The following is a 23,780-nucleotide window of genomic DNA, read 5'->3' as shown; positions in this document are numbered from 1 at the left end:
GATTTCAGTGGATGGAAGATTGCGTGCGATCCATCGAAGCCTGTCGCAGCACCGGAAGGCGGGGATCGGCTGCGCGGGCGGCTTCGATCGCGCGATAGGCGAAATAGATCAGGTTGAAGGCCTGTGCAAAATCCCGCTCGGTAAACTTATTGGCTGCCTGGGTGACGACCGAGACGCAGTTTTCGAGGCCCGCATGCTGTGCCGCGTTGGCCTCCAGATAGGCAGAGAGCGAACGTAATGATTCTGCGATCATGTCCCCGATCATGCTTTCCGCGGCCTGATGATCGAGCACCGGGTTCGGCATCGGGAAGCTGCCGGGCACGGTTCGGAACGGCTGCTCGAACCCTTGAGACTGCAGGCGCAGGAGCAGCGGCATCAAATTGCTGAGCAGGCCCACGAGCTGCTGAATGTCTGAGGAGTGGCGCTGTGACGATGCAGCGGAGGGATTGGAATCCGACATGAGGGTTCTCCTTCGAGGATGCGCTGCGCGACCGCCGCTTTTGGCGGCGGTCGCGCCTTACTGCGCAGTCAGATCATCCGCTGCTGGCCGTAGGCCTGAAGGTTACCGATGACCTGCGGAATGACGCCGATCAGCTGGCGGGTGATGTCGGCGACATCCTGCTGCGTCAGTTGCCGCTGCTGGCCAAAGCTGGTCTGAGCACCGCCGAATGCCGCCTGGAACTGCGGTGCGCCGAACTGGGTGCCCCACATCTGCGTGGGCTGAGTTTGCGTTGGATAGCCGAGGCCAAATTGACCGAGGCCTCCGAATTGCCCCTGACCGGGACCGCCATGCATGGCCGAATGCTGCATTTGGGGCTGGCTTTGCAGCATTCCCACGATCTGCGGCACGATGGGCAGGATCTGCCGCACGACCTCGCTCACATCTTGCGGACTTAGCTGCCGCGGCGCCTGGCCGTAGGCCGCATAGCCTATGCTGGCGAACGGGTTCTGAGCTTGCGCGAGAATCTGAGGCAGCGCCGGTATCAATTGCCGCACGACCTCACTCACGTCCTGCTGCGACAGCTGGCGCTGTTGTCCGCCCCATTGCTGGCCCCAGCCCGTTTGCCCGCCCCAGCCGGGGCCATATCCAAACGCGCCAAAGGTCGGCTGACCGCCGAACTGACCATGTTGCTGTCCATAGGCCGCCTGGCCCAATCCAAGGCCGCCGCCTCCATATTGCTGGCCGCCTTGCGATGCTCCCAAGCCCCATTGTTGCGGCCCGAATTGTCCGAATGGCGAACCATGCGCGAGGTTCTGTTGCAGGGTATCGTAATAGGTCATCGCTTGCCTCCTTGCGATGGTTGGTGCCCTCAGCCCAAAACCCTTCCAAAAATCCTTCCCTTCCAAAAATCCTTCCAAGAATCCTGCGAAGGCCGGTCGCAGACGCGACCTCTTCGCCGGCAATAGCGATCCGTCGCGCCGGTGCGACGGCGCTGGACCTTCGAGTTCAAATGTCTGGTACGGATGTCTCAGCCGCAAGCAATGTCGCCCGCATGGAAGGCGCGAGTTGCGTCCCCCACTAAGTGACAAGCCGACGGTAGGAAATTTTAGAGCGGCAAAATGAAGCCGTCGAGAGATGTGGAGCGGATTTTCCTCACCGGCATGGTGGCCGACGATGTATCGCTTATGTCTTACGTCCGCTCATACGCTAGGCAATTACGCTGGTGTCTCCCCGGTACTGTAATGAGCAGAGACGCGAAAAACGTACTCACGCCAAAATAGTTTCGCGAAAGCGCGGCGATATTTTGGCAGCAATCAAACTCCGCAAAAATTTCAAGCCGGGATTTTCGTCAGTACTCTTTGCCTGGTCAACGAGCCTTCCGATGTGCATCGGCATCAACTTCAGCGACTGCAGCGATGACGATTCAACGCGCTTTAGTACGCGAGGTTGAGCAAGGTGCCGACGCGCTCGAAGGTGGCGGGATGGCTGCGCAGCAAGCGTGCCGGATCATTCACAAATGCGGACGTGCGACTTGGCGCAGAGCCAGTGTGATGGCGCTCGAGCTTGTCGAGCGCGGCGATGAGCGCTCGCGAGTCGCCGGTGAGCTCGAGCGCCGTTGCATCCGCATCCATTTCACGCACGCGCGACAGCGCAAGTCCGAGCAGCTGGCCGAGAGCCGGGGCTGCGCTCAGCAGCGTCGCCAATGGCTGGCTTGATGTCATGCCAGTGAGATGATGGCTGCTTCGCAGCCGCGCGAGACCGGCGAGCGAGGTCCACTCGATCGCGCGTCGCAACGCCGTCGCCCAGCCCATCGTCCAGGCGTCATTGTTGCGGATATGAGCGACTTCGTGGGCCAATATCCCGGCAACTTCGTCGCGCGTCATGCCGCGCAGCAGGCCTTCGGTCAGCACGATGGCGCTGCGTTCCGGTCCACCAAGCGCATAGGCATTCATGTCGCGCGGTGCCGGCAGGCAATAGAGATCCGGCAATCGCACGAGGCCGGCCCGGCTGCAAACCCTTGTCAGAATGGCGAACAGGTCCGGCACCTCGGCGTGGGACAGCAGGTGGGCGCCGAACCAGCGATACATGTTCTCGCGCGAGATGATCGTTTCGTCGGGACGGGGCGTGCTTCCCATGAGCGCCCGCTGCATTCCCTCGGCCCCACCGACGATCCAGCCGCACACGGCGAGCAGCAACGTCATTGAAAGGATCGCCAATTGGGATGATTGATGGTTCGCAGCCTGATGGGCGTGCCGCCGATGCCGCAACCGCCACTGGTCTTTCGGGCTCAGCTCGATCCTGCATCGCAGGAAGATGCCCGGCTCTCCCGACAGCCAATGCATTTCCACGCTGACGGTAGGGCCGCACCGCAAAACGCGCAGCATCTCTCGCGGTGCATGTCGCACCAAAGCGAACGAAATGCCCGGTGTGAAGCCGACAACGACATCATGGCCGTGCCGATCACCACGCAACGCTATCGGGCTTACGCCAGCGTTAATCACCGTTGTCCCCCTTGTACACTGTCCCCTTGTGCACGCTCAAAGCGAAAGAATATGGGTCTCACAGTGCGCCGTCATGCCAGTTTCATGCCGAAGTCCCGGTATCCACAAGGTCTGCCCGGGTGAAAGCGTCACAGGAACCGGGGCCCCTGTTCAAGATAAACGATGGTTTGGTCATGCGCTTCGGATGCTACTGCGGCGGCGGTCGCCGCTGGTGACGGCATAGGACGGTCACGAGCCCGGGCCATCCCCCTGTCCAGCGATTTGTGAGCGCGCGCACCGGCAAGCTCGGCAACGAACAAAAGGATGCCAGAGAGGATGATGAGGACGGGCGGATGTATGAGTAAACGCCCTAGAACGTCACCCGCATCCCCGCATAGAACGCGCGCGGCCTTGCCGGGCTCAGCGAGCGCGGGTCGGTGAAGGGGTTGCCGCCGTTCGTGAAGTTCGGGAGCGCGCCGGTGTCGAAGAACTGGCCGTAGGTCGCGTATCTGACGTCGAAGACATTGTCGACCTTGCCGTAGAGCTGGACGTTCTTGGTGACCTGGTAGGAGGTGTGCAGGTTGAACACCGTGTAGGACGGCAGCTTGGAATATTGGTTGGATTCGTCGCCGACGAGGTATTGGCTGGAGACAAACAGTGCGTTGCCGCCGACTTTCCACTCGTCGGTGATGGCGTAATCGACGCCGAGCTTGACGCGGTGGCGCGGGATCGCGGGGATCTGGTTGCCTGGCAAGACCTGGATATGGCCCTCCGCATCGGCGAACGGGCTGTTGGAGCCGAGCGTCAATGGGTCGAGGAAGCGGGCATCGATGAAGGTGTAGCTCGCCTGGAACTGAAGCGCCTGCGACTTGATGTCGACCTCGGCCTCCAGCCCCTGCCGCCGTGTCCGGCCGACATTGCTGAAATAGCCGAAGCCGGTTCGATCAGGGACGGGGACGGCCAGGATGTCGTCATAGTTGTTGGCGCGGAAGCCGCCGATCTTCCAGCCGAGCGTGCCGATGTTCAGCTCCCTGGTGCCGCGCAAGCCCGCTTCGACCGTCTTGGACACGACCTGCTTCAACGGCGGGTCGGAGACCAGAAACGCTGCGATCAGACAGGGATTGTGCGGATCGGCGCAGCCGAGCTCGAGCGGCGTCGGCACGCGGTTGGCCTCGGAATAGCCGGCATAGGCGGTCAGCTCCGACGTGATCTTGTAGGTGCCGCCGATCACCGGATTGAATCTTGTGTAGGTGGTGTCGCCGTTGAGCGCTGTGCCGAGCTGGTCCTCCAGCGAGATGCGCGCCACGTTGAAGCGGGCGCCCCCTGTGATCGCGAAGGCATCCGTGACGTTGAACGTATCGGTCGCATAGAGGCCGTTATATTGATTGACCGTCCGCAGCGAGACGGGACCGGCAAGCCCGGTCGCGATCGTGCCTGATGGCCCGAGGAAGACGCCGCTACCAGTCACGACATAGTTCTCTCCGATCGAGCCGATCTCCGCCATGGCATCGTAGCGCGTGGTGCTGGCATCGTAGCTGGTGCCGATCACGAAGCGGTTCTCGTGCCCGAACAATTGATCGGTGTTGGTGGCCTGCCCCGAGACGCCGAAGCTGGTCGAGCGGATCGAGCTGCGGTCGATCTCGCCGAGGATCGTGCCCGGCGCGAAGGGATTGCCAAGCTGCATGCCGCTGGTGCCGTTGGCGGGCGTCGCACCGTCGCCGAAACACAGCAGCGTCGCGTCCGCCGTGCACTCGCCGACATTGGTGGGATTGCCATCGACGATCTTCTGCTCGTACCGGCGTACATGCGCGGTGCCTTCAAGCGTCCAAGTCGGCGTCGCGTCGGCCTTGGCCGTCAGGTTGAGATAGCCGACGCGGTTGGAAGTGGTCTGCGGTGTGGTGTAGGTCGCGCCCCAGTAATTATTGAGCAGCTCGGCTGGAACGGTGGCATTGGCGCCGAAATCGTTCTTGGCGGCTCCCACATTGACGTGGAATTCGGCCTCGCCCTTGATGTAGCCGACATCGCCATAGAAGCGCCGCACGTCGGATTGGGAGAAGTTGCGGAAACCGTTGTCGTGCAGGCCTTCGAGCGCGGCATAGACACCATAGTTCTGGTCGACCTGCTTGCCCCATTGTGCCGAGCCCTGGATGCGGCCGAACGAGCCGCCCATCACATCGAGCTCTGCGCCTTGATAGGTGAAGCCGTCCTTCATTTGCAGATTGATCGCGCCCCCGAGCGCGTTGAGGCCGAAGGCGGGATTGTTGGTCACCAGCGTCGCCGACCTGATCGCTGCGGTCGGGATCAGGTCCCAGTTGACGGCGTCCGAGAACGCTTCATTGATGCGCACGCCGTTCTGGTACACGGCGAGGCCTTGCGGCGTGCCCGTCACGGGCGAGGCGATAAAGCCGCGAAACTCGACACTGGGCTGGAACGGGTTGCCCGTGACCTCGCTGATGCTGACGCCCGCGATGTTGTCGCGCAGCGCATCGGTGACGTTGAGCGAGCCGGTGCGCTTGATCTGGCCCGCGTCAACCGCGTTGATCGCCGACGGAACCTTGTCGACCTCGAGACCCCTGCCGCTGCCGGGCGCTGTCGGATAGACGTAGATCCTGCCACTACTCCTTGGTTTGCCTGCGTTCGCAGCTGTCCGCGCGACGCGGCGCGGCGGCGCGCGACGCGCGACCGGCTGCGGCGCCACCACCTCGACCGCCGGCAGATTCTGGACGTTGGTCTCCTCGTCCTGCGCGGCGCGCGCGTCGGTCGCGAGAACGAATCCCGACATCAGACCTGATGAGACCGAGGCCACCAAGAGACCTCGCGTGTGTCCAGCCCAGCGCATTCCCATCGTTCCACCCGTAACCACCGGCTGTTTTCATGTTCGCCTGATGGTTTGAGACGAGTGTAATCGGCGGCACCTGATGCACTAGCCACAAAAGGTCGTAGGCTATCCGCACCCGTTTTCCCGACGGAATCGGGAATTATTCCCGATCGGGAATTTTCCTGCTTGAACCGGGCGCGATCAGGCCGCCGCGGTTGGAACCAATGCTTCCACAGTGACGCCACCCTCGCCTGAGGCCACGTTGAGCGTGCCACCGAGCGCCAGAATGCGCTCGCGCATGCCGACAAGGCCGAAGCCGAGCTTCTGGCCAGGCTCCATGCCGCGGCCGTTGTCGCTGACCCGCACACGCGCGCAGCAGCGACCATCGCGGCCCGGCTGCTCCGCGGGCTCGATCACTACGACGATCGCAGTCGCGCCGGCGTGGCGGAACGCGTTGGTGAGCGCCTCCTGCACGACGCGATAGATGGTGAGGTCGGCCGTCTCACCGGTGGCGCCGAGCGCGGGTGAGATCGTGGTTTCGATGGTGACGTCGGGATGCGACTCCCGCCACAGCCGCGACAGCGATTCCAACGCCTTGCCGAGGCCAAGCTCGGCAAGGCCGACCGGCCGCAACCGCTCCAGAACGCGGCGCGTGAACTGCTGCAGCGCGTTGATCTGTTCCAGCAGCGCGCTACCGTGTTTTCTCACGGCGTCAGCACTCGGCGCGCGTCCGTCGGCCAGCTTCGCCAGTGCACTGGCATGGGCGCGCAGCGAGAACAGATAAGGCCCGAACTCGTCATGCAGCTCGCGCGCGATCTCCTTGCGCTCGACGTCCTGGAGCGACACCGCGCGCTCGGCAAGGCGCCGCTTGTCCTCGACCGCCTCGCCGAGTGTCGCCGCCAGATGATTGAGCCTGGTGCAGATCGCAGCCAACTCAGGCGCGCCACCGGGCGCAACGCGTGCACCGTAGTCGCCGCCCTCGAGCTCGCCCATGGTCTGCGCCAGGGACTGGAGCGGCGCAAGCGCCCGGCCGACAACTGTCATCATCACCAGGAACAGCACCAGCGCGATCACCGAGCCGACCTCGAGCTGGGTGACGATGGCGTCCCAGATCTCGGCGATCTCGTCATTGGGATGCGAGGTGATCACCAGCGAGCCCGGCTTGCCATGAACCGTAACAGGCACGCTGACGGCGGTTTGCTCGGGATGAACCAGGCTGACGAACCAGGCCGGCGGCCCCGACGAATCGTCATCGGCATCGGGCCGCGGTGGTGTCAGCGGGTTACCGCCGGCATCGCGAAGCGCGATGCTGACATGACGCAGACGGTTCAGATCGTGCGCGATCCGGTTCAGCCTCGCATCGGGATCCGGCGCCTCGTCGAGATCGGCAACGATCATCTCGATGAATTCGCGCGCCAGCCGGATCACGCTCTGGTCCTCGGCCTGCACGCGCGGCCCCGCTTCCGCGACCTGGCGGGCGATGTTGACCGCGAGCCCGAGGGCAAGCAGCAGCGCCAGCAGAAGGTTGATGCGCCCGCGCAAGGAAAGATTTTGCCACATTGCTTTCGCCCGTACCCGCTGCGGATCGCTCGCGCCTGCCCAATAGCGTTGACAGGGGCGAAGCGCCCGATATCTAATCGGAAGCGTACAGCAATCCCGGCCGGGTTGCATGGGCCGACAAGCTTCTCGTTCGGCATCATGCGGCGCGAAATCGCGAAACTCACGCGAAAACGCGAAACCGAAGAGTCCGGTGCTGTCGCGGGGAACGCCTATGCGCATTCTGATCGTCGACGATCATCCCATTGTCGCCTCCGGCTGCCGCGCCGTGCTGGCCGACGAAGGCGAGATCGAGATCCTGGAGGCCGCCGACGCCGAGGATGGCGAGAGCGTCTTCATCGTCGAGCGCCCCGACCTCTGCATCATCGACATCAATTTGCCGACCGTCTCCGGCTTCGAGCTGGCGCGCCGCATCCTCGCCCACGCGCCGGATGCCCGCATCATCATGTTCAGCATGAACGACGACCCCGCCTTCGCCGCGCGCGCGATCGAATGCGGCGCCAGGGGCTACGTCTCCAAGACCGGCGATCCCGATGATCTCGTCGAGGCGATCCGCGCCGTCGGCGCTGGCGGAACTTACTTGCCGAGTGAGATCGCGCGCAGCATCGCCTTCGCGGGGCCCGCACTGGCGCAGAGCCCGCTGTCGAAGCTGAACGCGCGCGAGATGGAGATCTTGCGGCTGCTCAGCGCCGGAAAAAGCCTGTCGGAAATCGCCTGGCTGGTGCAATCGTCCTACAAGACGGTCGCCAACACCTCCTCGATCATGCGCCAGAAGCTGGGGGTGAAGACCTCGGTCGAGCTGGTACGGCTGGCGATCGACAGCGGCGTCGCCTGAACGCGCGCCACAAACTTTGGTCACACACGCATTGCATTCTCGATGTGGCGAGATGCCACGGAGCCATCAGGCATGACGATCCAGACTGTCTCGACCAATAAGTCCCATGGCGGCGTGCAGGGCGTGTATCGCCATGCAAGTATGGCGACCGGAACCGATATGGTGTTCTCGGTCTATGTTCCCCCGCATGCCGAAGGCGCCAAGCTGCCCGTCGTCTGGTATCTCTCCGGCCTCACCTGCACCCATGCCAACGTCACCGAGAAGGGCGAATTCCGCAAAGCCTGCGCTGAGCTCGGCCTGATCTTCGTCGCCCCTGATACCTCGCCGCGCGGCCCGGACGTACCTGGCGATCCGAACAGTGCCTATGATTTCGGCCTGGGCGCCGGCTTCTATGTCGATGCGACGGAGGCACCGTTCGCGCGCAACTATCGGATGTGGAGCTATGTCACCGACGAATTGCCGAAGGTCGTGGCGGGACATTTTCCCGTCGATGCCAAGCGGCAATCGATCATGGGCCATTCCATGGGCGGCCACGGCGCGCTGACGGTAGCGCTGCGCAATCCACACCGCTACCGCGCCGCCAGCGCCTTCGCCCCGATCGTGGCGCCATCACAGGTGCCGTGGGGTATCAAGGCGCTGAGCTTCTATCTCGGTCCGAACAAGGAGGCCTGGCGCAGCCATGACACCGTGGCGCTGATCGAGGACGGCGCAAAGTTTTCCGGCTTCCTGGTCGATGTCGGCGAGGCCGACAATTTCCTGAAACAGCAGCTCAAGCCCGAGCTGCTGCAGGCCGTTTGCACCAAGGCCAACATCCCGCTGACGCTGCGGCGGCAGCCGGGCTATGACCACAGCTATTATTTCATCTCGACCTTCATGAGCGACCATCTGCATTGGCATGCGGAGCGGCTGAAGGGGTGAGCTTCTTCCTTCTCCCTTGTGGGTATATCTCCGCAACCGCAGTATTGTAGGGTGCCTACGATTTGTCTCGAATCATTGATCGATCGTGGGCACGGCGCAAGTGCGCCTTTGCCCACCCTACGATCTGTCTCCACAGCGTCATGGCCGGGCTTGTCCCGGCCATCCACGATTTGCCACGCAGCACAAAGAACGTGGATGCCCGGGACAAGCCCGGGCATGACGGCCGGGGAGAGGCGAAGACCTCACGGCCTTCCGTAATTCGGCGCGAGCAGGCGGTTGCGGATCAGATAGCTCATCGTGCGCGTCCAGGATTCATCGGTGTTGCCGCGCATGTCGGCGCTGGCGGCCGTGATCATGTTGCCGGTCTTCACGTCACGTAGGTAAATGTTGAGATTGATGATCAGGTTCGAGACCTTCTGCACCATGCCTGTGATCTCGAGGTCGGCGCCCAATTGTCCGGCAAGCTTGAGGTCGCAGCCGCCGCAGGCCTGCAGATTGCTGTGACGGGCCGCATCCCTGACCGGCGCGATATCGAGCACCTGAAACTTGCCTGACTCTGCCAGCGCCTTGCGAAGCTGCTCGCTGATGCGATCGAGCCGCGCCTCTTCCGGCTTGGAGCCGTAGAACTCGCCGGGCAGGCTGGTGTCGATCAGCTCAAAATCGAACACGGCAAGTTTTGGCGGATCGGCGGCTGCCTGCGACCCCATCAGCAGCAAAGCTGCGAAATATATCAGCGCTCGCATGATCGTGATTCCAAGCCTCGTGTTGCGACGACCAAATGCGGGGTTGCAAGCCCGGCCAAATCGGTCATGCTTGAACAGAAACAATTCTCCACCGGCGGTCAAGCCGGGGAGGAGGTTGCGGAGGAAGCATGATCCGATGGTTGCTCGGCCCGATCGGCCTGTGTCTGGCAGCGGCGCAAGCGGTCGCGGCCGACCCCGTGACGATCGGCGTCGGCTATCTCGGTTTAGCCGGCACCAGATCGACGCTGTCGCTGGTCGAGCAGCCGGCCGAGAATGACGGCGTTGCCGGCGCCAAGCTCGCGATCGAGGACAACAACACGACAGGCAAATTCCTCGGCCAGCGCTTCGCGCTCGAGGAGCACCGCATCAGGGAGGGCGAAGATCCGGTCCAGGCTGCTACCGCGCTGGCCGAACACAACGGTTTCATTGTCGCCGCCCTGCCGGCCGATGCGCTGTTGAAAGTCGCCGACGCCTTGCGCGATCGCGGCACGCTGCTGTTCAACGCCGGCGCCATCGACGAGCGGCTGCGCGAGGCCGATTGCCGCGGCAATGTGATCCACACCGCGCCGACGCGCGCGATGTTGGCAGATGCGCTCGGCCAATATCTGGTGTGGAAGAAATGGTCGCGCTGGCTGCTCGTGGTCGGCTCGCATGACGAGGACAAGCTCTATGCCGATGCGCTGCGGCGCGCGGCCGCACGGTTCGGCGCCAAGATCGTGCAGGAGCGCACATTTGAAGACACCGGCGGCGCGCGGCGCACGGATAGCGGCGTCACGCTGATCCAGCGGCAGATGCCGGTGTTCACGCAACAGGCGCCTGCCTATGACGTGCTTGTCGCCGCTGACGAAAGCGAGGTGTTCGCCGCCTATCTGCCCTACCGTACCTGGGATCCCCGTCCCGTCGCCGGCTCGGCCGGCCTCGTGCCGCGCAGCTGGGATGCGGCGCAGGACCAATGGGGCGCGACGCAGATGCAGAACCGCTTCATCAAGCTGAACGCGCGCCGCATGACCGCGCTCGACATGCAGGCCTGGACCGCGGTGCGCATGATTGGCGAAGCGACCTCGCGGACCAATTCCGGCGACGTCAAGAAGGTCACCGACTTCATCAAGGGACCGAATTTCGAGGTCGCCGCGTTCAAGGGCACAAGGCTGACACTGCGCGACTGGAATCTGCAGCTGCGGCAGCCGATCCTGCTGGTCGACGGCCGCATGGTGGTGTCGGTGTCGCCGCAGGAAGGGTTTCTGCACCAGGTCTCCGAGCTCGACACGCTCGGCTACGATCGCCCGGAGAGCAAATGCAAGCTGAAATGAGGATGCGGATGTTGCGTGCGGGATTGCTGTCCGGACTGGTGCTGGCGGCAGCGCCCGCGCACGCCTTCATCGCCTATGTCTCGAACGAGAAAAGCAACACGGTATCTGTCATCGACACCGACAGCTGGACCGTCACAAAAACCATCAAGGTCGGCCAGCGCCCGCGCGGCATCGAGTTCACGCGCGACGGCAAGTTCGTGATGGTGGCGGTCGGCGACGACGACACTATCCAGCTGATCGACGCAAGGACGCAAGCGGTGGTGGACACCCTGCCCTCCGGCCCCGACCCTGAATTGTTCACCCAGGATGCCGCCGGCAAGACGCTCTATGTCGCCAACGAGAACGACAACACGGTGACGGTGATCGACCTCGAGAAGCGCGCCCGCCTCGGCGATATCCAGGTCGGCGTCGAGCCCGAAGGCATGACCATCAGCCCTGATGGCAAGACCCTGATCAACACATCCGAGACGACCAACATGGCGCATTTCATCGACACGGCCTCGCGCCAGATCGTCGCCAACGTGCTGGTGGATGCGCGGCCGCGCTTTGCCTGTTACAAGCGCGACGCTTCCGAATTATGGGTGTCCTCCGAGATCGGTGGTACCGTCTCGATCGTCGATCCCGGGAAGCACGAGGTGATCGGCAAGGTCACATTCGAAATTCCGGGCCTGCGGAAGGAGGCAATCCAGCCCGTTGGGATCGGCATGACCAAGGATGATAAAACAGCGTTCGTCGCGCTCGGGCCCGCCAACCGCGTCGCCGTGGTCGACACCGCAACGCGCAATGTCACAAAATATCTCCTGGTCGGCCAGCGCGTCTGGCACATGGCCTTCACGCCGGACGAGAAATATTTGCTCACCACCAACGGCGTCTCCAACGACGTCTCCGTCATCGACGTCGCCGCGCAAAAGGTGATCAAGACCATTCAGGTGGGCGAACTGCCCTGGGGCATCACGATCGCGCCAGGGATCGCGCCAGGGATCGCGCCATGACCAGCCCCGCTCCTGTTGCCGAACCGCGCCAGACGCCACGGCCCAATCCCGCCGCGGTGCCGGCGCTGTCGATCGACGGTGTCAGCCATGCCTACGGCCAGCGCCGGGCGCTGATGGACGTCTCCTTCAACGTCCAGCCGGCGAGCTTCACCGCCCTGCTCGGGCTCAACGGCGCCGGCAAGAGCACGCTGTTCTCGCTGATCACGCGGCTGTTCGGCATTCAATCGGGGCGCATCGGCATCTTCGGCCATGACATCAGCAAGAGCCCCGGCGAGGCGCTGCGCCTGCTCGGCGTCGTGTTCCAGCCGCGCACGCTCGATCTCGACCTCTCGCTGACGCAGAACCTGCTCTATCACGCGGCGCTCCACGGCATCATCAGGCGCGAGGCGGCGGCGCGCAGCGCCGAGCTGCTCGCGCGCATTGGCCTCAGCGAGCGTGCCGGCAGCAAGGTGCGCGATCTCTCCGGCGGCCAGATGCGGCGGCTGGAGATCGCCCGCGCGCTGCTGCACCGGCCGCGCCTGCTGCTGCTGGACGAGCCGACCGTCGGATTGGATGTCAAGGCGCGGGCCGACATCATCAGCCATGTTCGTCAGCTCGTGACCGAGCAAGGCATCGGCGTGCTCTGGGCCACGCATCTGTTCGACGAGATCATGCCGGGTGACGACCTCGTCGTGCTGCACCAGGGCAAGGTGCTGGCGCAGGGGCCGATGAACCGCGTCATCACCGAGGCCGGCGCGCAGGACGTCAACACCGCCTTCATGCGCCTGACGGGCGCGCAAGTGATGCCGGGAGGCGGTGCATGAGCAGCATCACCACGCGCGAGGCGCCGCGCGGCTTCTCGTTACAGGAGTACATGACCTGCCTCACCGGCATTGTCTGGCGCGAGGGCCTGCGCTTCCTGCATCAGCGCGAGCGTTTCGTCTCGGCCTTGGTGCGGCCGCTGGTATGGCTGTTCATCTTCGCTGCCGGCTTCCGCCAGGTGCTCGGCATCTCCATCATCCCGCCCTACGAGACCTACATCCTCTACGAGGTCTTCATCGCGCCCGGGCTGATGGCGATGATCCAGCTGTTCAACGGCATGCAGTCCTCGCTCTCGATGGTCTATGACCGCGAGATGGGAAATATGCGCACGCTGCTGGTGAGCCCGTTGCCGCGCGGCTTCCTGTTGTTCTGCAAGCTGCTCGCGGGCACGGCGGTATCGCTGCTCCAGGTCTATGCGTTCCTGATCATCGCCTGGTTCTGGGATATCACCCCGCCTCCGATCGGGTACCTCACCGTGCTGCCGGCGCTGATCCTGTCAGGGCTGATGCTGGGCTCGCTGGGTATGCTGATCTCCTCCGGCATCAAGCAGCTCGAGAACTTTGCCGGCGTGATGAACTTCGTCATCTTCCCGATGTTCTTTGCTTCATCCGCGCTCTACCCGCTCTGGCGGGTGCAGGAGGGCAGCCCCTATCTCTCCTATGTCTGCCAGGCCAACCCGTTCACCCATGCGGTGGAGCTGATCCGCTTCGCGCTGTATGGACAGATCAACTGGATCTCGCTCGCCGTGGTCGGAGCTTGCACAATCGTCTTCATGACGGCAGCGATTTTCGCCTATGATCCCTCGCGCGGACTGGCGCGGCGCGGGCCTGCAGGAGGCGAAGGATGATGGTTCGAGCCCTTGCCTTGGCGGCCCTTGCGTTCGCGGTCTCCACGGCGGCGCGCGCCGCCGATCCGCGCTATCCCAACTGGCCCTGTGCGCAGGCCAAGGTTCCGGAGATTTCGCTGGCCGCGGTCTGGGCCGGTCCGGAGCTAGGCGACGCCGAGAGCAAGTGGAAGGACGACAGCAAGGTCAGTGCGCTGGTCGCCAAGCTCGCGGCGCGCAAGACGCCGCTGGACGAGGCCGAGAAGTCGGTGAAGGAGTTCCTGGCCGGCGCCGCCGACAAGACCGCGAACGCAAAGCTGCTGTTCGCCGGCCTGTTCGACACGCTCAACGCCCAGCGTTCCCAGGTCATGAGCGGGCTTGAACGCGTCAGCCGCAAGCAGCGCGAGGCCGCCGACAAGATCCGCGAGGAGACCATCCAGCTCCAGGCACTCCAGGACGCAACGCCCCGCGACGACGCCAAGGTCGACGCCATGAGCAACCAGCTGATCTGGGAGACCCGCATTTTCGAGGACCGCCGCAAGGTGGTGCGCTTCGTCTGCGAGGTTCCGACCGCGATCGATCAGCGTCTGTTCGCGCTCGGCCGGGTGATCCAGCAGGAAATGGAATAGCGCGAGCCTTATAACGTCAATCCTGCTGACGGCTTTCATAAAAGTTCCCGCGATATCAGTGCGATCCTTAATGTTTGCCGCGCTATCTGCCGGAACCAAATCGATCTAGGATGGCTTGTCCCGTGAATCAAACGCCGGAGGCCTCGATGGGAACAGCAAAATTCATTTTCGCAGGCGCTGCGGCCATCACCGTGCTCGCATCAAGTGCCTTTGCTGACGACAAGACCGGAATGGTCACCAGCATCAACAGGCTCAACAATACGATCTCGATCCAGGAGATGCAGAAGGGCACGGTCGGCGGCAGTGCCGGCGGCGCCGGCGCGCTTCAACAGTACAAAGCCAAGGATGCTGCGATGCTGGATGCCGTCCATGCCGGCGACAGGGTGACGTTCACCGCGACCGACACCGACGGGGCGAGCACGCTGACGAAGTTGCAGAAGCAGTAGAGCGACGCTCCTACCCACGCCGTCATTGGGAGCCAACGGGTCCGCGCGAAGCGCGGCCCCGTTGGTTCGCAATGACGGGGAGAGAGCCGGGCCTACTGTTCAGGCCGCGGCTCCGGCTGCGCGTCCTCCATCGGCAATCTCGCGTGCTCCCAGCCGTCGGTGCCGTCAGGATACCAGGCAACGTTGGCATAGCCGTAGGCCAGCGCGCGCTTGGCGGCGTTCCAGGACATCCAGCAATCGGCGAGGCAATAGATCACCAGCAACGCGGCCTTGTCGCCGTGCGAGGCCTGCGCAAGGCCACGCTGGAAATAATCATCCATCGCAGGCGGCAGCGCGCCGTAGCCGGTGTCGGGCAGCCAGATGCTGCCCGGGATATTTTTCCGCGGCGTATCGCGCCACACCGTGCCCGCGGGAAGGCTCTTCGGCTTCGGTGCACGCGGCAGCACATCGACGAAAGCACCGCTCTTCGCCCGCCAGATCGTCTCGGCATCCGCCGTCGTCAGCACGCGCGCGCCTTCCAGCGTCGCCGGCACCGGCGCGCGGTAATTGTCGGTGCGATAGCCCTCCGGCTCGAACGGCTCCTGCTGCCGGGCCTGACCTTGCTGCGCCGACACCTGCTGCGCCAACACTTGCTGCACCAACACTTGCGCCACCAGCGCGGCGGCGACGAGCGCAGCGGCAAGGGGCCCTCTCATGGCGTCTTCTTGGCCGCCTCCACGCCGAGCGGCCTGTCATTCTCGTCGAGCAGAGGCACTCCGAAGTCGAGCAGGATCTTGTTGATCTCGCCCTGGTTCTCCTGGATCAGCTTGTTGAGCTGCCGCTTCCAGTTCTGATCCGCGGCGCGCACGCCCATGCCGATGCGATAGACCAGTTTTGGCCCTGAGCTTTCCTTCACCAGCGGCGTCACGTGTAGCGAGCCGGCCTTCTTGGCGTAGTACCCCGCCATCGGCCCCCACAGCACGCCGGCATCGATCTTCCCCGAGGTGAGATCGTCGATCATGGCCTGCGCCGAATTGTCGTAGCGTGTGTCGATCATCAACGGATAGGGTTTGGCGTCGCTCATCAGCCCGGCAATCGCCATGTTGGTCGCCGGCGGCGTCCCGGCGATGATACCGACATGCTTGCCCTTCAGCCTGGGATCTTCGAGCGTGTCGACATCCTCGAGCCCGCTGCCCTCTTTCGCAACCAGCGCATAGGTGGTGCGGTAATAGGGATTGGTGCCCTGCACGATGTCGTCGCCCTGCGGGAAGCCCATGATGACGTCGCAACGATGCGCACCCAGCGTCATGCGCACGAAGCCTGTGGCTTGCGGGAAGAAGACGTAGTCGAGCTTCTTGCCGAGCTTGTCGGCGAACAGCTCGGCGAGCTTGTTCTCGATGCCCTCGCCCTTCTCGTTGGAGAACGGCATGTTGCGCGGATCGGCACAAACCCGCAGCACCTTGGGATCGACCAGCTCGAACGAGAGATCGCCACCATCGCTCGTCTGCGCGCGGGCAACGCCGCCGATCGCACAAGATGCCGCCATCACGCACAGTGAAACCAACCAGCGACGATGTCGTCCGGCCTCCATCGCGCTTCCTCCTCATTTCCCTCGAATGCTATCCATGCAAGGCAGGACGCACGCTCTTTGTTGCCAACTTGGTGTTGGCTCGTTGTGTTGCAGTGCAATGAGGCCAATCCTGAACTGAGGCGGAAAAGTGTCGCAGCTCGTTTCAAAGATCGCAGCCCTGTCTCTGCTTGGACTCGCGACGCTAGCACGCACTGGGGCAGCCGAATTGCCTGTAAGCGAAGTCGCGACCGGAATCTTCGTGCACTCCGGGACCATCGCCCTGATGACCCGTGAGAACGAAGGCGATATCGCCAATGTCGGCTTCATTGTCGGCGAGGACGCAGTGGCCGTGATCGACACCGGCGGCAGCCTGCGCGAAGGCGAGGCGCTGCTGGCGGCGGTACGGGCCCACACCAGGAAACCGATCCGCTATGTCATCAACACCCACGGCCATCCCGACCATGTGTTCGGCAATGCCGCCTTTCTCGCCGACGGGACCAGCTTCGTCGGCCACAGCAAGCTGCCGCAGGCGCTGGCGAGGCGCGGCCCCTATTATCTCGACAATTTCAGGCGCATCATGGGTGGGGAACTGATCGATCCCGTGAAGATCGTGCCGCCGACCTTGCTGGTGAAGGACACCATGACGCTCGATCTCGGATCGCGCCTGATAACCTTGCGGGCGTGGCCAGCCGCGCACAGCGACAACGATCTGACCGTGTTCGACGAAACCACGAAGACGTTGTTCGCCGGCGACCTCGTCTTTCTCCGCCACGTCCCGGTGATGGACGGCAGCCTTCGTGGCTGGCTTGCGTTGCTGAAGCAGTTGGAGGCCATTTCGGCGGTCCGCGTCATTCCCGGTCACGGCCCTGTGAGCGATTGGCCTGCCGCCCTGTCAGACGAGCGGCGTTATCTCACGACGCTGCTGTCGGACGTCCGTACCTCGAACAAGACGGGCGAGCCGATCCGGACCGCGGCCGAGAAGGCCGCCGCGACGGAGCGGTCGCATTGGGAACTGTTCGACGATTACAACGCCCGCAACGCAACCGCAGCATTTTCTGAAATTGAATGGGAGTAGTGGGCGCGCTACCTTCGCCCTGATATTCGCCTCGTCCGCATAGGACCTTGATCATGATGGGATTCATACGCCGCCTGCCGCTGATCGCCGCGCTCACAGGCATCGCCTTTGCGCTGCCTGTGAGCGCCGACGAGGCTTACGATCCCTGGCCCGGCCTGGTGCAGGATATCTTCAACAACCGTCCGATCAACGACGGCACTGAGGTCATCGCCGTCGAGATGCCCTATCGCGCCGAGGATGCAGCGATCGTGCCGGTGACCTTGCGCAGCAAGCTGTCGCCCGCTGACAGCCGCCGCATCCGCTCGATCACGCTGGTGATCGACCGCAACCCGGCGCCGATGGCCGCGAAGTTTGAGCTTGGCGCAGATGCCAATGTCAGCGAAATCTCCACGCGCGTGCGCGTCAACAACTACACCGATGTGCATGCGGTCGCCGAACTTAGCGACGGCCAGCTCTACGTCTCCAAGACCTATGTGAAGGCCTCAGGCGGCTGCTCGGCGCCGGCGGGGAAAAACGCGGAGGAAGCCCAGAACCACCTCGGCCAGATGCGCTACCGGCAATTCGCGCGCGAGGACCTGCCTGCGAGTCGCATCCGTGAGGCCCAGATCATGATCGGCCATCCCAACAATTCCGGCCTGCAGATGGATCAGGTCACCCAGCTCTATATCCCCGCTTTCTTCATCAACCAGCTGAAGCTGACGCAGGATGGCAGCCCGGTGCTGTCGATGGAAGGCGGCATCTCGATCTCGGAAGATCCCAATCTGCGCTTCACCTATGTCTCCAACGGCGCCAAGCGATTCCGCGCGGAGGCCAAGGACACGGACGGACACGTGTTCCGGAACGAGTGGGACGTGGAGAAGTCCGGGACGTAGTCCTTGTTTCCCTCTGTCATTCCGAGGCGGCTCAAAGAGCCGAACTATGGTGCGCAATTGCGCACCTGAGAATCTCGAGATTCCGGGTTCGGTCCTTCGGACCGCCCCGGAATGACAGGGCTAAATCAGAAGCACCTCACCTCGGCCTCGGCCTGCGCCCTGCGCAAATCATTCACGGCCGCATTCGCCTGCTCGGAGGTCCGGAACTGGGTACCGAGATTGCCGCGAACCTGGGACATGCTGAGCGCGGTCTCTGCAGTGACATAGCGTTCATAGGGGACGATCGAGGCGACCACGTCGATCGAGCAGGAGCATTGCTCGATCGCCTGCCGCGTCTCGCCATTGGCTTTCATGCAGCCATAGACATATTCCGCGCGCGCTGAGGTGGGATAATCATTGGCCTCCTCGGCTCGCACCGCATAGCCGGTCGCCGCGAGCATAGCTATAGCGGCGACAACAGGTCGTAAACGTCCCGCAAAGTTCATGAGCATCCTCCCGGCTGGTTGCGATGGAAGCTATGCTATGCCTATTGTCCTGAGAAGCACTCTATCCGAGGAAATGGCTCACAAGGTGATGAGAGTTCTGGCACGAACAATAGTGCTGGCGATGATGCTGGCGCTGGGCACGGCGGCCCACGCCGCTGATGTCATCCGCCTTGCGGTGCAGAAGACCGGAACGTTCTCCTGGGAACTGGCGACGATCCGCGCGGCCGGGCTCGACAAGGAGGCCGACCTGTCGCTTGAGGTCACCGAGCTTGCGAGCCCCGAGGCCGGCAAGATTGCGATGCGTGCCGGCAATGCCGACATCATGCTGTCGGATTGGCTCTGGGTGTCGCGCGAGCGCGCGCTCGGCGCCAAGCTGACCTTCTATCCCTATTCCAGTGCGCTCGGCGCCGTGATGGTGCCCGCATCCTCGCCGATCAAGACGCTGGCCGATCTGAGGGGACGCAAACTCGGCGTCGGCGGCGGCCCGATCGACAAGAGCTGGCTGCTGCTGCAGGCGCGGATGAAGCAGGACGGCATCGACCTCAAGTCGGATGCGGCCATCGTCTATGGCGCGCCGCCCCTGATCGCCGCCAAGGCGCTCGACGGCGAGATGGATGCGAGCGTGAATTTCTGGAATTTCTGCGCCCAGCTCGAGGCAAAAGGTTTCCGCCGCCTCGCCGGCATCGAGGACATCCTGCCGAACCTCGGCGCCAAGGGCGCGGTCTCTGCGGTCGGCTATGTGTTCGATGAGGGCTGGGCCGCCAGCCATCGCGACGCCGTGGCGCGCTTCCTCGCCATGACCCGCAAGGCCAAGCAGCTTCTGGTCACCTCCGATGCGGCCTGGGACAAGATCGCCCCGCTCACCGGCGCGAGCGATCCGGCCATGCTGAAAACGTATCGCGACCGCTATCGCGACGGCATTCCGCGCCGGAGCATCAGTGACGAGGAGGCGGATGCGCGCGTGCTTTATCGCGTGCTGGCCGAGACCGGCGGCCGTGACCTGGTCGGGCCGGCGGCCGAGCTCGATCCCGGCACGTTCTACCACGCCGTCCCCGGAGACTGAGGTGCTGCGCCTTCTGTCGATTGCCCTGCTGCTTGCGATCTGGTGGACAGCCGCGCTGTTCGTCGGCGGTGCAAAACTGCCCTCCCCGCCTGTCGTGCTCCACGTCATCATCGCGGAAGCGGCGTCCGGCGCGCTGTTCCTGCATCTCGGCGCCACGCTTGCGCGCGTTGCGCTCGCCTTCGTGCTCGCGATGTCGGTCGGCAGTGCCATCGGCTATCTGATGGGACGGGTGACGCTCGCGGACCGCCTCGGCGATCCCTGGCTGATCCTGCTGCTCAACCTGCCAGCGCTGGTGGTGATCGTGCTGGCCTATATCTGGGCCGGGCTCACAGAGGCCGCGGCCATCGCAGCGATTGCCATCAATAAGCTGCCGACCGCGGTGGTCACCTTGCGCGAAGGCACGCGCGCACTCGACCGTTCGCTCGACGAGATGGCGAGCGTCTTTGCGATGCCGCGCTGGCGCGCCTTCCGTCATGTCGTACTGCCGCAGCTTGCCCCCTATATCGCGGCCTCCGCCCGCTCCGGCCTGTCGCTGGTCTGGAAGATCGTGCTGGTCGCCGAGCTGTTGGGACGGCCGAACGGCGTCGGCTTCGAGATCGGCGTCGCCTTCCAGCTGTTCGACACGCCGCGCCTGCTCGCCTATTCCCTGACCTTCGCCGCGGTCGTGCTCGTGATCGAGACGGCGCTGGTGCAGCCGTTCGAGGCCCGCGCAACGCGGTGGCGACCCCGTGCGGCTTGAGGTCGACATCACAGGCAAGACCTATCGGAGCGCTGCGGGTGGACCGCACCAGGTGTTGGCGCCGATCAAATTCGCGATTCAGTTCGGCGAGGTCGGCGTGCTCGTCGGCCCCTCAGGCTGCGGCAAGAGCACGATGCTGCGCATCATCCTCGGGCTCGACCGCGACTTCGACGGCCATGTCGCGCGCCCGCCGGAGGCGCGGATCGGCATGGTGTTCCAGGAGCCGCGGCTATTGCCGTGGCGCTCGGTCGAGCAGAATGTGCGGTTGGCAGCGCCCGACGTCACCGATGGCAAGCTGTCGGAGCTGTTCAGGATCCTCGAGCTGGAAGCGCATCGCAGTCACTTTCCAGGCGAATTGTCGCTGGGCCTTGCCCGCCGCGTCGCGCTCGCCCGTGCGTTCGCAGTCGAGCCCGATCTGCTGGTGCTCGACGAACCGCTCGCCTCGCTCGACGACGCCCTCGCCGGACGCCTGCGCGACGAGATCGCGACGCTGGTGGCGAGCCGTCCCGTGATGACGCTGCTCGTCACCCACAGCCTCGAAGATGCCATCCGTCTCGGCGACCGCCTGTTCTTCCTGTCGCCCCGCCCCGCACGCATCGTGCAGGAGGTGCCGATCGCGATTCCGCGCGCGAAACGGAACGAAGTTGAGCTCGCCAGGATCAGGGCGGAGATCAGGGCGGAGCTTGCGGCGTTGGAGCTTGAAACGAAATGAGAACTCGTGATCAACTAAGTCCAACGAGATTGTCGTGGGAGGTCACCGTGCGCCGCCAGCTGATTGCGACAGGCATCCTGTTGATTGCGATGACGGGCGCCACGCTCGCTCAGACCAAGGACAAGGGCAAGGGCATTCGGCTCTGGAATTTGACCAGCGAGACGATCTCCGGCTTCCAGCTCGCGGCATCAGGCAAGACCGACTGGGGCCCGAACCAGTGCCTGAACGACAAGGACAAGGAGGTCGACCACGACGAGCGGCTGCGCATCACCGGCATCGAGCCCGGCCGCTACGACGCCAAGGTGAGCTATCCCAATTCGCGGCAATGCATCGTGCGCGACATCGAGATCAAAGCCGACGCAGTGTTCTCGATCTCCGACAAGGATTTGAAGGATTGCACCAAGTAACGTTCGCGCGTCACGCCTTGTCATGCGTATGCGGAAATTCGCAGCGCCAGCGCACCGCCTGCCATTTCGGGTGATCACCGATCCATTGCGCGATATAGGGCGGCGCGGCCATAGAGCATTGCGCCGGCGAGCCGCCAAAATTGAACACCAGATGCTGCTCCTCGCAGGTCGCAGGCGAGAGCACCACACACACAGTCACCACCAGGTCGATCGGATTCATGCCGGGATCCTCGCGCGGGAGCGATTGAGACTAGCACAAAGGGCTACGTTTCCCGCAGCTGGAAGTTTCAAACGCGCGTGAGGACAAGCGGGGAACCTCTCCTGCTAGAAGTTGATCCCGAACACGATCCGCGCCTGGTGGCGCTCGAAATTGACGAGATCGAGATTGGCCCCGGATCCCGCCGGACGGCCCCAGGCCTGCATGCTCCAGCTCAGGGTCAGCCGCGATTGCTCCGAGAGCTGGACATAGGCCGTCGGTCCGACGAACAGGGCCTGGCCTGCGAACTCGCCAAGGCCAATACCTTCATATTGGCGGAAGTAGCGCAGCTCTCCTCCGAGCAGGAAATCCGGCCGCACACGCACCATGCCGGCGAAGGCGGCGCCGATGGTCGAGCTCCGCTCCGACAGGCCTGACACCTCGAAGCGCGCCCATTCCGGCTGGTAGATCAGATTGAGCGCGCCGATCACGAAGTTCGGAATCAGCTCGCGATCGAAGGCGAGCGTGAAATTGGTGCCGTACATCCGCCCCTTCGCGCCGCTGACCTCGTCGATGCGATCGCCATGGGTCTCGGCGGCGATGGTCATCCCGAAGGGGGCGTTCTCACGGCCGAGCAGGCGATAACGCAAATCGAGCGAGAGGCCCTGGAAATTGAACTGGCGGCGGTCATCGATGTCGGGGACGCCGGTGATGTCATGCAGCGTCACGGTGCCGCCGACCTCGACGCGAAAATTCGGCAGCGGCACGATCTCTAGCTCGACCTCGTGCTCGAGGGCGCGATAGGTACCAGCGCCCTTGCCGAAGCGTCCCGTCGTCTGGGTCTGGAATTCGCGCTCGCCCTGATTGCCGACATCGCTGCCGATCATGAAGCCGAAGATGTGCTCGGTATCAAAGCCCTCTTCGGCGCTCACACCTGCTGGCGCGAACGCGACGATGCACGCAACTGCAGTCCTGAATGTGGAAGCCCCCAAGCGCATGCAGAACACTACCACGGCTTCGAGGGCATCTGCCATCGAAGCCGCGGCAGGTTTGTCAGTCTTACTTGCGCGCTGCGCAGGCGTACATGTTGATTTCCATGCCGACCGGCACTTCCACGATCTTCGGAGCTTTCCAGGCCATTCGGGGTCTCCCCAGGTATTGAGCCAAGTATTGAGCGCGACATCGCGCCGGGCAAAACCTAGGGCTGCCTCAGGCACAGCGCAAGTCTGGAATCGGACCGCGAACACGGCGAAGTATCGAATAACACGCGCAAATTTCGCTCTCGGACAAACCGCCTTCGCTCCCAGTCAAGCGCTGACGACCTCAGCGCAGCAATCGCAGCAAGGCGCGACCCGCTGGCGAATTCAGCTCCTTGGCGTCGAGCGTGCCGTCCTTGTCGGGATTTGCTGCGTTGAAGCGCTGCTCCACGACGGCGAGATATTCATCGAGCGTCAGCGTGCCGTCGTGATCGGGGTCGGCAGCGGCGAGTTCTTTCGCCGTTAGCCGTCCGCGCAGTTCGCGCGCATCGAGCGTCCCGTCATGGTCCGGATCGAGCTTGGCAAACAGCGCGGTTGCAGCCTTTTTCACCTCGGCCAGATCGAGCGTGCCGTCATTGTCGGTGTCGAACATCTTGACAGCGCTAGCGGATGCCGACCAGGCCGGACCCGACACCACGGCAAACGTGAACGCAAGCGCAACTGAGCGACGCGATATCATTTTGACCTCCCTCGCCATGCCCCGACTCGCCGGGGATCGCGACAGCATAAATCCGCAAGCCGGCCCCCGGTTCAAGTCGGGAATTGCAACCCGCACACCGCACAACCGGTGGACCGGTCCGCGCGCCCGCTCATTGCGGGCCCTTGCATCATGCCGCGGAATTTTTTCAGCG

27 protein-coding genes are annotated in these 23,780 nt (G+C 63.7%); 14 read left to right on the top strand and 13 right to left on the bottom strand.

From position 1 onward, the window contains the following. Positions 1-4: 4 nt before the first annotated feature. The 5 genes from ACNJX9_RS13750 to ACNJX9_RS13730 form a co-directional block, all read right to left on the bottom strand. Complete coding sequence (locus ACNJX9_RS13750; protein WP_057750803.1) at positions 5-460, bottom strand: hypothetical protein; 456 nt, start codon at positions 458-460, stop codon at positions 5-7. Positions 461-528: 68 nt separating this feature from the next. Further along, a complete protein-coding gene (locus ACNJX9_RS13745; RefSeq protein ID WP_439409232.1) occupies positions 529-1,359 on the bottom strand; it encodes a hypothetical protein in 831 nt (276 codons plus the stop codon). Between the two features lie 516 nt (positions 1,360-1,875). After that, the gene (locus ACNJX9_RS13740) at positions 1,876-2,643 is read right to left on the bottom strand and encodes a M48 family metalloprotease (RefSeq protein WP_439409231.1); all 768 of its coding nucleotides are present in this window, start codon (positions 2,641-2,643) and stop codon (positions 1,876-1,878) included. 649 nt (positions 2,644-3,292) lie between these two features. Further along, positions 3,293-5,761: a TonB-dependent receptor gene (locus ACNJX9_RS13735; RefSeq protein WP_439409230.1), complete on the bottom strand. Its 2,469-nt coding sequence runs from the start codon at positions 5,759-5,761 to the stop codon at positions 3,293-3,295. 180 nt (positions 5,762-5,941) lie between these two features. Then, on the bottom strand, positions 5,942-7,300 hold the full coding sequence (locus ACNJX9_RS13730; RefSeq protein WP_439409229.1) for a histidine kinase: 1,359 nt from the start codon (positions 7,298-7,300) through the stop codon (positions 5,942-5,944). A 211-nt stretch (positions 7,301-7,511) separates the two neighbouring features. Here ACNJX9_RS13730 and ACNJX9_RS13725 point away from each other — a divergent pair, with 211 nt between their 5' ends. Then, on the top strand, positions 7,512-8,132 hold the full coding sequence (locus ACNJX9_RS13725; RefSeq protein WP_439409228.1) for a response regulator: 621 nt from the start codon (positions 7,512-7,514) through the stop codon (positions 8,130-8,132). 72 nt (positions 8,133-8,204) lie between these two features. Next, a complete protein-coding gene (gene fghA, locus ACNJX9_RS13720; protein WP_439409227.1) occupies positions 8,205-9,050 on the top strand; it encodes an S-formylglutathione hydrolase in 846 nt (281 codons plus the stop codon). Positions 9,051-9,292: 242 nt separating this feature from the next. Here the strand turns inward: fghA and ACNJX9_RS13715 are convergent, their stop codons facing one another. Next, positions 9,293-9,793, bottom strand: a complete 501-nt coding sequence (locus ACNJX9_RS13715) for a DUF3280 domain-containing protein (RefSeq protein WP_439409226.1) — start codon at positions 9,791-9,793, stop codon at positions 9,293-9,295. Between the two features lie 128 nt (positions 9,794-9,921). Between ACNJX9_RS13715 and ACNJX9_RS13710 the strand changes: the two genes are divergently transcribed. The 6 genes from ACNJX9_RS13710 to ACNJX9_RS13685 all read left to right on the top strand — a co-directional run bounded on the left by ACNJX9_RS13710 (position 9,922) and on the right by ACNJX9_RS13685 (position 14,794). Further along, the gene (locus tag ACNJX9_RS13710; protein ID WP_439409225.1) at positions 9,922-11,103 is read left to right on the top strand and encodes an ABC transporter substrate-binding protein; all 1,182 of its coding nucleotides are present in this window, start codon (positions 9,922-9,924) and stop codon (positions 11,101-11,103) included. After that, complete coding sequence (locus ACNJX9_RS13705; protein WP_439409224.1) at positions 11,088-12,095, top strand: YVTN family beta-propeller repeat protein; 1,008 nt, start codon at positions 11,088-11,090, stop codon at positions 12,093-12,095. The genes ACNJX9_RS13710 and ACNJX9_RS13705 overlap by 16 nt, the downstream gene beginning before the upstream one ends. Next, a complete protein-coding gene (locus ACNJX9_RS13700) occupies positions 12,092-12,898 on the top strand; it encodes an ABC transporter ATP-binding protein (RefSeq protein WP_439409223.1) in 807 nt (268 codons plus the stop codon). Before ACNJX9_RS13705 ends, ACNJX9_RS13700 begins: the two co-directional genes overlap by 4 nt. Then, on the top strand, positions 12,895-13,743 hold the full coding sequence (locus ACNJX9_RS13695; protein ID WP_439409222.1) for an ABC transporter permease: 849 nt from the start codon (positions 12,895-12,897) through the stop codon (positions 13,741-13,743). Before ACNJX9_RS13700 ends, ACNJX9_RS13695 begins: the two co-directional genes overlap by 4 nt. Further along, positions 13,740-14,348: a hypothetical protein gene (locus ACNJX9_RS13690; protein ID WP_439409221.1), complete on the top strand. Its 609-nt coding sequence runs from the start codon at positions 13,740-13,742 to the stop codon at positions 14,346-14,348. Before ACNJX9_RS13695 ends, ACNJX9_RS13690 begins: the two co-directional genes overlap by 4 nt. A 146-nt stretch (positions 14,349-14,494) precedes the next feature. Further along, the gene (locus ACNJX9_RS13685) at positions 14,495-14,794 is read left to right on the top strand and encodes a copper-binding protein (RefSeq protein WP_439409220.1); all 300 of its coding nucleotides are present in this window, start codon (positions 14,495-14,497) and stop codon (positions 14,792-14,794) included. A 92-nt stretch (positions 14,795-14,886) separates the two neighbouring features. Here the strand turns inward: ACNJX9_RS13685 and ACNJX9_RS13680 are convergent, their stop codons facing one another. Then, entirely contained in the window at positions 14,887-15,489 is a 603-nt protein-coding gene (locus ACNJX9_RS13680; protein ID WP_439409219.1) for a PQQ-dependent catabolism-associated CXXCW motif protein, read from the bottom strand. Then, entirely contained in the window at positions 15,486-16,364 is an 879-nt protein-coding gene (locus tag ACNJX9_RS13675; protein ID WP_439409218.1) for a substrate-binding domain-containing protein, read from the bottom strand. The genes ACNJX9_RS13680 and ACNJX9_RS13675 overlap by 4 nt, the downstream gene beginning before the upstream one ends. Positions 16,365-16,491: 127 nt before the next feature. On the opposite strand from ACNJX9_RS13675, the gene ACNJX9_RS13670 reads away from it, so the two are divergent. Both ACNJX9_RS13670 and ACNJX9_RS13665 read left to right on the top strand, forming a co-directional pair. After that, a complete protein-coding gene (locus ACNJX9_RS13670; RefSeq protein WP_439409217.1) occupies positions 16,492-17,418 on the top strand; it encodes a quinoprotein relay system zinc metallohydrolase 2 in 927 nt (308 codons plus the stop codon). Between the two features lie 53 nt (positions 17,419-17,471). Continuing rightward, positions 17,472-18,290 (top strand): quinoprotein dehydrogenase-associated SoxYZ-like carrier, encoded by an 819-nt coding sequence (locus ACNJX9_RS13665; protein WP_439409216.1) that lies wholly within the window; start codon positions 17,472-17,474, stop codon positions 18,288-18,290. A 125-nt stretch (positions 18,291-18,415) separates the two neighbouring features. Here ACNJX9_RS13665 and ACNJX9_RS13660 read toward each other — a convergent pair whose 3' ends face one another. Further along, positions 18,416-18,775 carry a hypothetical protein gene (locus ACNJX9_RS13660; protein WP_439409215.1) on the bottom strand — a complete coding sequence of 120 codons (360 nt, stop codon included), beginning with the start codon at positions 18,773-18,775 and terminating at the stop codon, positions 18,416-18,418. A 121-nt stretch (positions 18,776-18,896) separates the two neighbouring features. On the opposite strand from ACNJX9_RS13660, the gene ACNJX9_RS13655 reads away from it, so the two are divergent. Genes ACNJX9_RS13655 through ACNJX9_RS13640 form a run of 4 tightly spaced genes read left to right on the top strand, consistent with a single transcriptional unit; the run spans position 18,897 to position 21,696 of the window. Then, positions 18,897-19,838, top strand: coding sequence for an ABC transporter substrate-binding protein (locus tag ACNJX9_RS13655; RefSeq protein WP_439410052.1), 942 nt, complete (start codon positions 18,897-18,899; stop codon positions 19,836-19,838). A 1-nt stretch (position 19,839) separates the two neighbouring features. Continuing rightward, complete coding sequence (locus ACNJX9_RS13650) at positions 19,840-20,577, top strand: ABC transporter permease (RefSeq protein WP_271601458.1); 738 nt, start codon at positions 19,840-19,842, stop codon at positions 20,575-20,577. Beyond that, positions 20,567-21,289 (top strand): ABC transporter ATP-binding protein, encoded by a 723-nt coding sequence (locus tag ACNJX9_RS13645; RefSeq protein WP_439409214.1) that lies wholly within the window; start codon positions 20,567-20,569, stop codon positions 21,287-21,289. Before ACNJX9_RS13650 ends, ACNJX9_RS13645 begins: the two co-directional genes overlap by 11 nt. Before the next feature lie 47 nt (positions 21,290-21,336). Continuing rightward, on the top strand, positions 21,337-21,696 hold the full coding sequence (locus ACNJX9_RS13640; protein ID WP_439409213.1) for a hypothetical protein: 360 nt from the start codon (positions 21,337-21,339) through the stop codon (positions 21,694-21,696). 10 nt (positions 21,697-21,706) lie between these two features. On the opposite strand, the gene ACNJX9_RS13635 is transcribed toward ACNJX9_RS13640, so the two are convergent. The 4 genes from ACNJX9_RS13635 to ACNJX9_RS13620 all read right to left on the bottom strand — a co-directional run bounded on the left by ACNJX9_RS13635 (position 21,707) and on the right by ACNJX9_RS13620 (position 23,608). Continuing rightward, positions 21,707-21,916, bottom strand: coding sequence for a hypothetical protein (locus ACNJX9_RS13635; RefSeq protein ID WP_220001069.1), 210 nt, complete (start codon positions 21,914-21,916; stop codon positions 21,707-21,709). A 104-nt stretch (positions 21,917-22,020) separates the two neighbouring features. Beyond that, positions 22,021-22,926, bottom strand: coding sequence for a hypothetical protein (locus ACNJX9_RS13630; protein ID WP_439409212.1), 906 nt, complete (start codon positions 22,924-22,926; stop codon positions 22,021-22,023). Positions 22,927-22,951: 25 nt separating this feature from the next. Next, the gene (pqqA, locus tag ACNJX9_RS13625; protein WP_012029362.1) at positions 22,952-23,032 is read right to left on the bottom strand and encodes a pyrroloquinoline quinone precursor peptide PqqA; all 81 of its coding nucleotides are present in this window, start codon (positions 23,030-23,032) and stop codon (positions 22,952-22,954) included. Between the two features lie 183 nt (positions 23,033-23,215). Beyond that, positions 23,216-23,608, bottom strand: a complete 393-nt coding sequence (locus ACNJX9_RS13620) for an EF-hand domain-containing protein (protein ID WP_057751392.1) — start codon at positions 23,606-23,608, stop codon at positions 23,216-23,218. Positions 23,609-23,780: the final 172 nt, after the last annotated feature.

Origin of the sequence: Bradyrhizobium sp. BLXBL-03, from assembly GCF_051853015.1 — a bacterium.
Taxonomy (GTDB): Bacteria; Pseudomonadota; Alphaproteobacteria; order Rhizobiales; family Xanthobacteraceae; genus Bradyrhizobium; species Bradyrhizobium manausense.
Note: the sequence above shows the minus strand (reverse complement) of the source record. Positions and strands in the feature narration are given on the sequence as shown.

Excerpts from the sequence above, each read along its gene's own strand:
- ACNJX9_RS13750 (WP_057750803.1), bottom strand. The coding sequence starts at position 460 with ATGTCGGATTCCAATCCCTCCGCTGCATCGTCACAGCGCCACTCCTCA.
- ACNJX9_RS13740 (WP_439409231.1), bottom strand. The coding sequence starts at position 2,643 with ATGACGTTGCTGCTCGCCGTGTGCGGCTGGATCGTCGGTGGGGCCGAG.
- ACNJX9_RS13735 (WP_439409230.1), bottom strand. The coding sequence starts at position 5,761 with ATGCGCTGGGCTGGACACACGCGAGGTCTCTTGGTGGCCTCGGTCTCA.
- ACNJX9_RS13730 (WP_439409229.1), bottom strand. The coding sequence starts at position 7,300 with ATGTGGCAAAATCTTTCCTTGCGCGGGCGCATCAACCTTCTGCTGGCG.
- ACNJX9_RS13725 (WP_439409228.1), top strand. The coding sequence starts at position 7,512 with ATGCGCATTCTGATCGTCGACGATCATCCCATTGTCGCCTCCGGCTGC.
- fghA (WP_439409227.1), top strand. The coding sequence starts at position 8,205 with ATGACGATCCAGACTGTCTCGACCAATAAGTCCCATGGCGGCGTGCAG.
- ACNJX9_RS13715 (WP_439409226.1), bottom strand. The coding sequence starts at position 9,793 with ATGCGAGCGCTGATATATTTCGCAGCTTTGCTGCTGATGGGGTCGCAG.
- ACNJX9_RS13710 (WP_439409225.1), top strand. The coding sequence starts at position 9,922 with ATGATCCGATGGTTGCTCGGCCCGATCGGCCTGTGTCTGGCAGCGGCG.
- ACNJX9_RS13705 (WP_439409224.1), top strand. The coding sequence starts at position 11,088 with ATGCAAGCTGAAATGAGGATGCGGATGTTGCGTGCGGGATTGCTGTCC.
- ACNJX9_RS13700 (WP_439409223.1), top strand. The coding sequence starts at position 12,092 with ATGACCAGCCCCGCTCCTGTTGCCGAACCGCGCCAGACGCCACGGCCC.
- ACNJX9_RS13695 (WP_439409222.1), top strand. The coding sequence starts at position 12,895 with ATGAGCAGCATCACCACGCGCGAGGCGCCGCGCGGCTTCTCGTTACAG.
- ACNJX9_RS13690 (WP_439409221.1), top strand. The coding sequence starts at position 13,740 with ATGATGGTTCGAGCCCTTGCCTTGGCGGCCCTTGCGTTCGCGGTCTCC.
- ACNJX9_RS13685 (WP_439409220.1), top strand. The coding sequence starts at position 14,495 with ATGGGAACAGCAAAATTCATTTTCGCAGGCGCTGCGGCCATCACCGTG.
- ACNJX9_RS13680 (WP_439409219.1), bottom strand. The coding sequence starts at position 15,489 with ATGAGAGGGCCCCTTGCCGCTGCGCTCGTCGCCGCCGCGCTGGTGGCG.
- ACNJX9_RS13675 (WP_439409218.1), bottom strand. The coding sequence starts at position 16,364 with ATGGAGGCCGGACGACATCGTCGCTGGTTGGTTTCACTGTGCGTGATG.
- ACNJX9_RS13665 (WP_439409216.1), top strand. The coding sequence starts at position 17,472 with ATGATGGGATTCATACGCCGCCTGCCGCTGATCGCCGCGCTCACAGGC.
- ACNJX9_RS13660 (WP_439409215.1), bottom strand. The coding sequence starts at position 18,775 with ATGAACTTTGCGGGACGTTTACGACCTGTTGTCGCCGCTATAGCTATG.
- ACNJX9_RS13655 (WP_439410052.1), top strand. The coding sequence starts at position 18,897 with ATGATGCTGGCGCTGGGCACGGCGGCCCACGCCGCTGATGTCATCCGC.
- ACNJX9_RS13635 (WP_220001069.1), bottom strand. The coding sequence starts at position 21,916 with ATGAATCCGATCGACCTGGTGGTGACTGTGTGTGTGGTGCTCTCGCCT.
- ACNJX9_RS13630 (WP_439409212.1), bottom strand. The coding sequence starts at position 22,926 with ATGGCAGATGCCCTCGAAGCCGTGGTAGTGTTCTGCATGCGCTTGGGG.
- pqqA (WP_012029362.1), bottom strand. The coding sequence starts at position 23,032 with ATGGCCTGGAAAGCTCCGAAGATCGTGGAAGTGCCGGTCGGCATGGAA.
- ACNJX9_RS13620 (WP_057751392.1), bottom strand. The coding sequence starts at position 23,608 with ATGATATCGCGTCGCTCAGTTGCGCTTGCGTTCACGTTTGCCGTGGTG.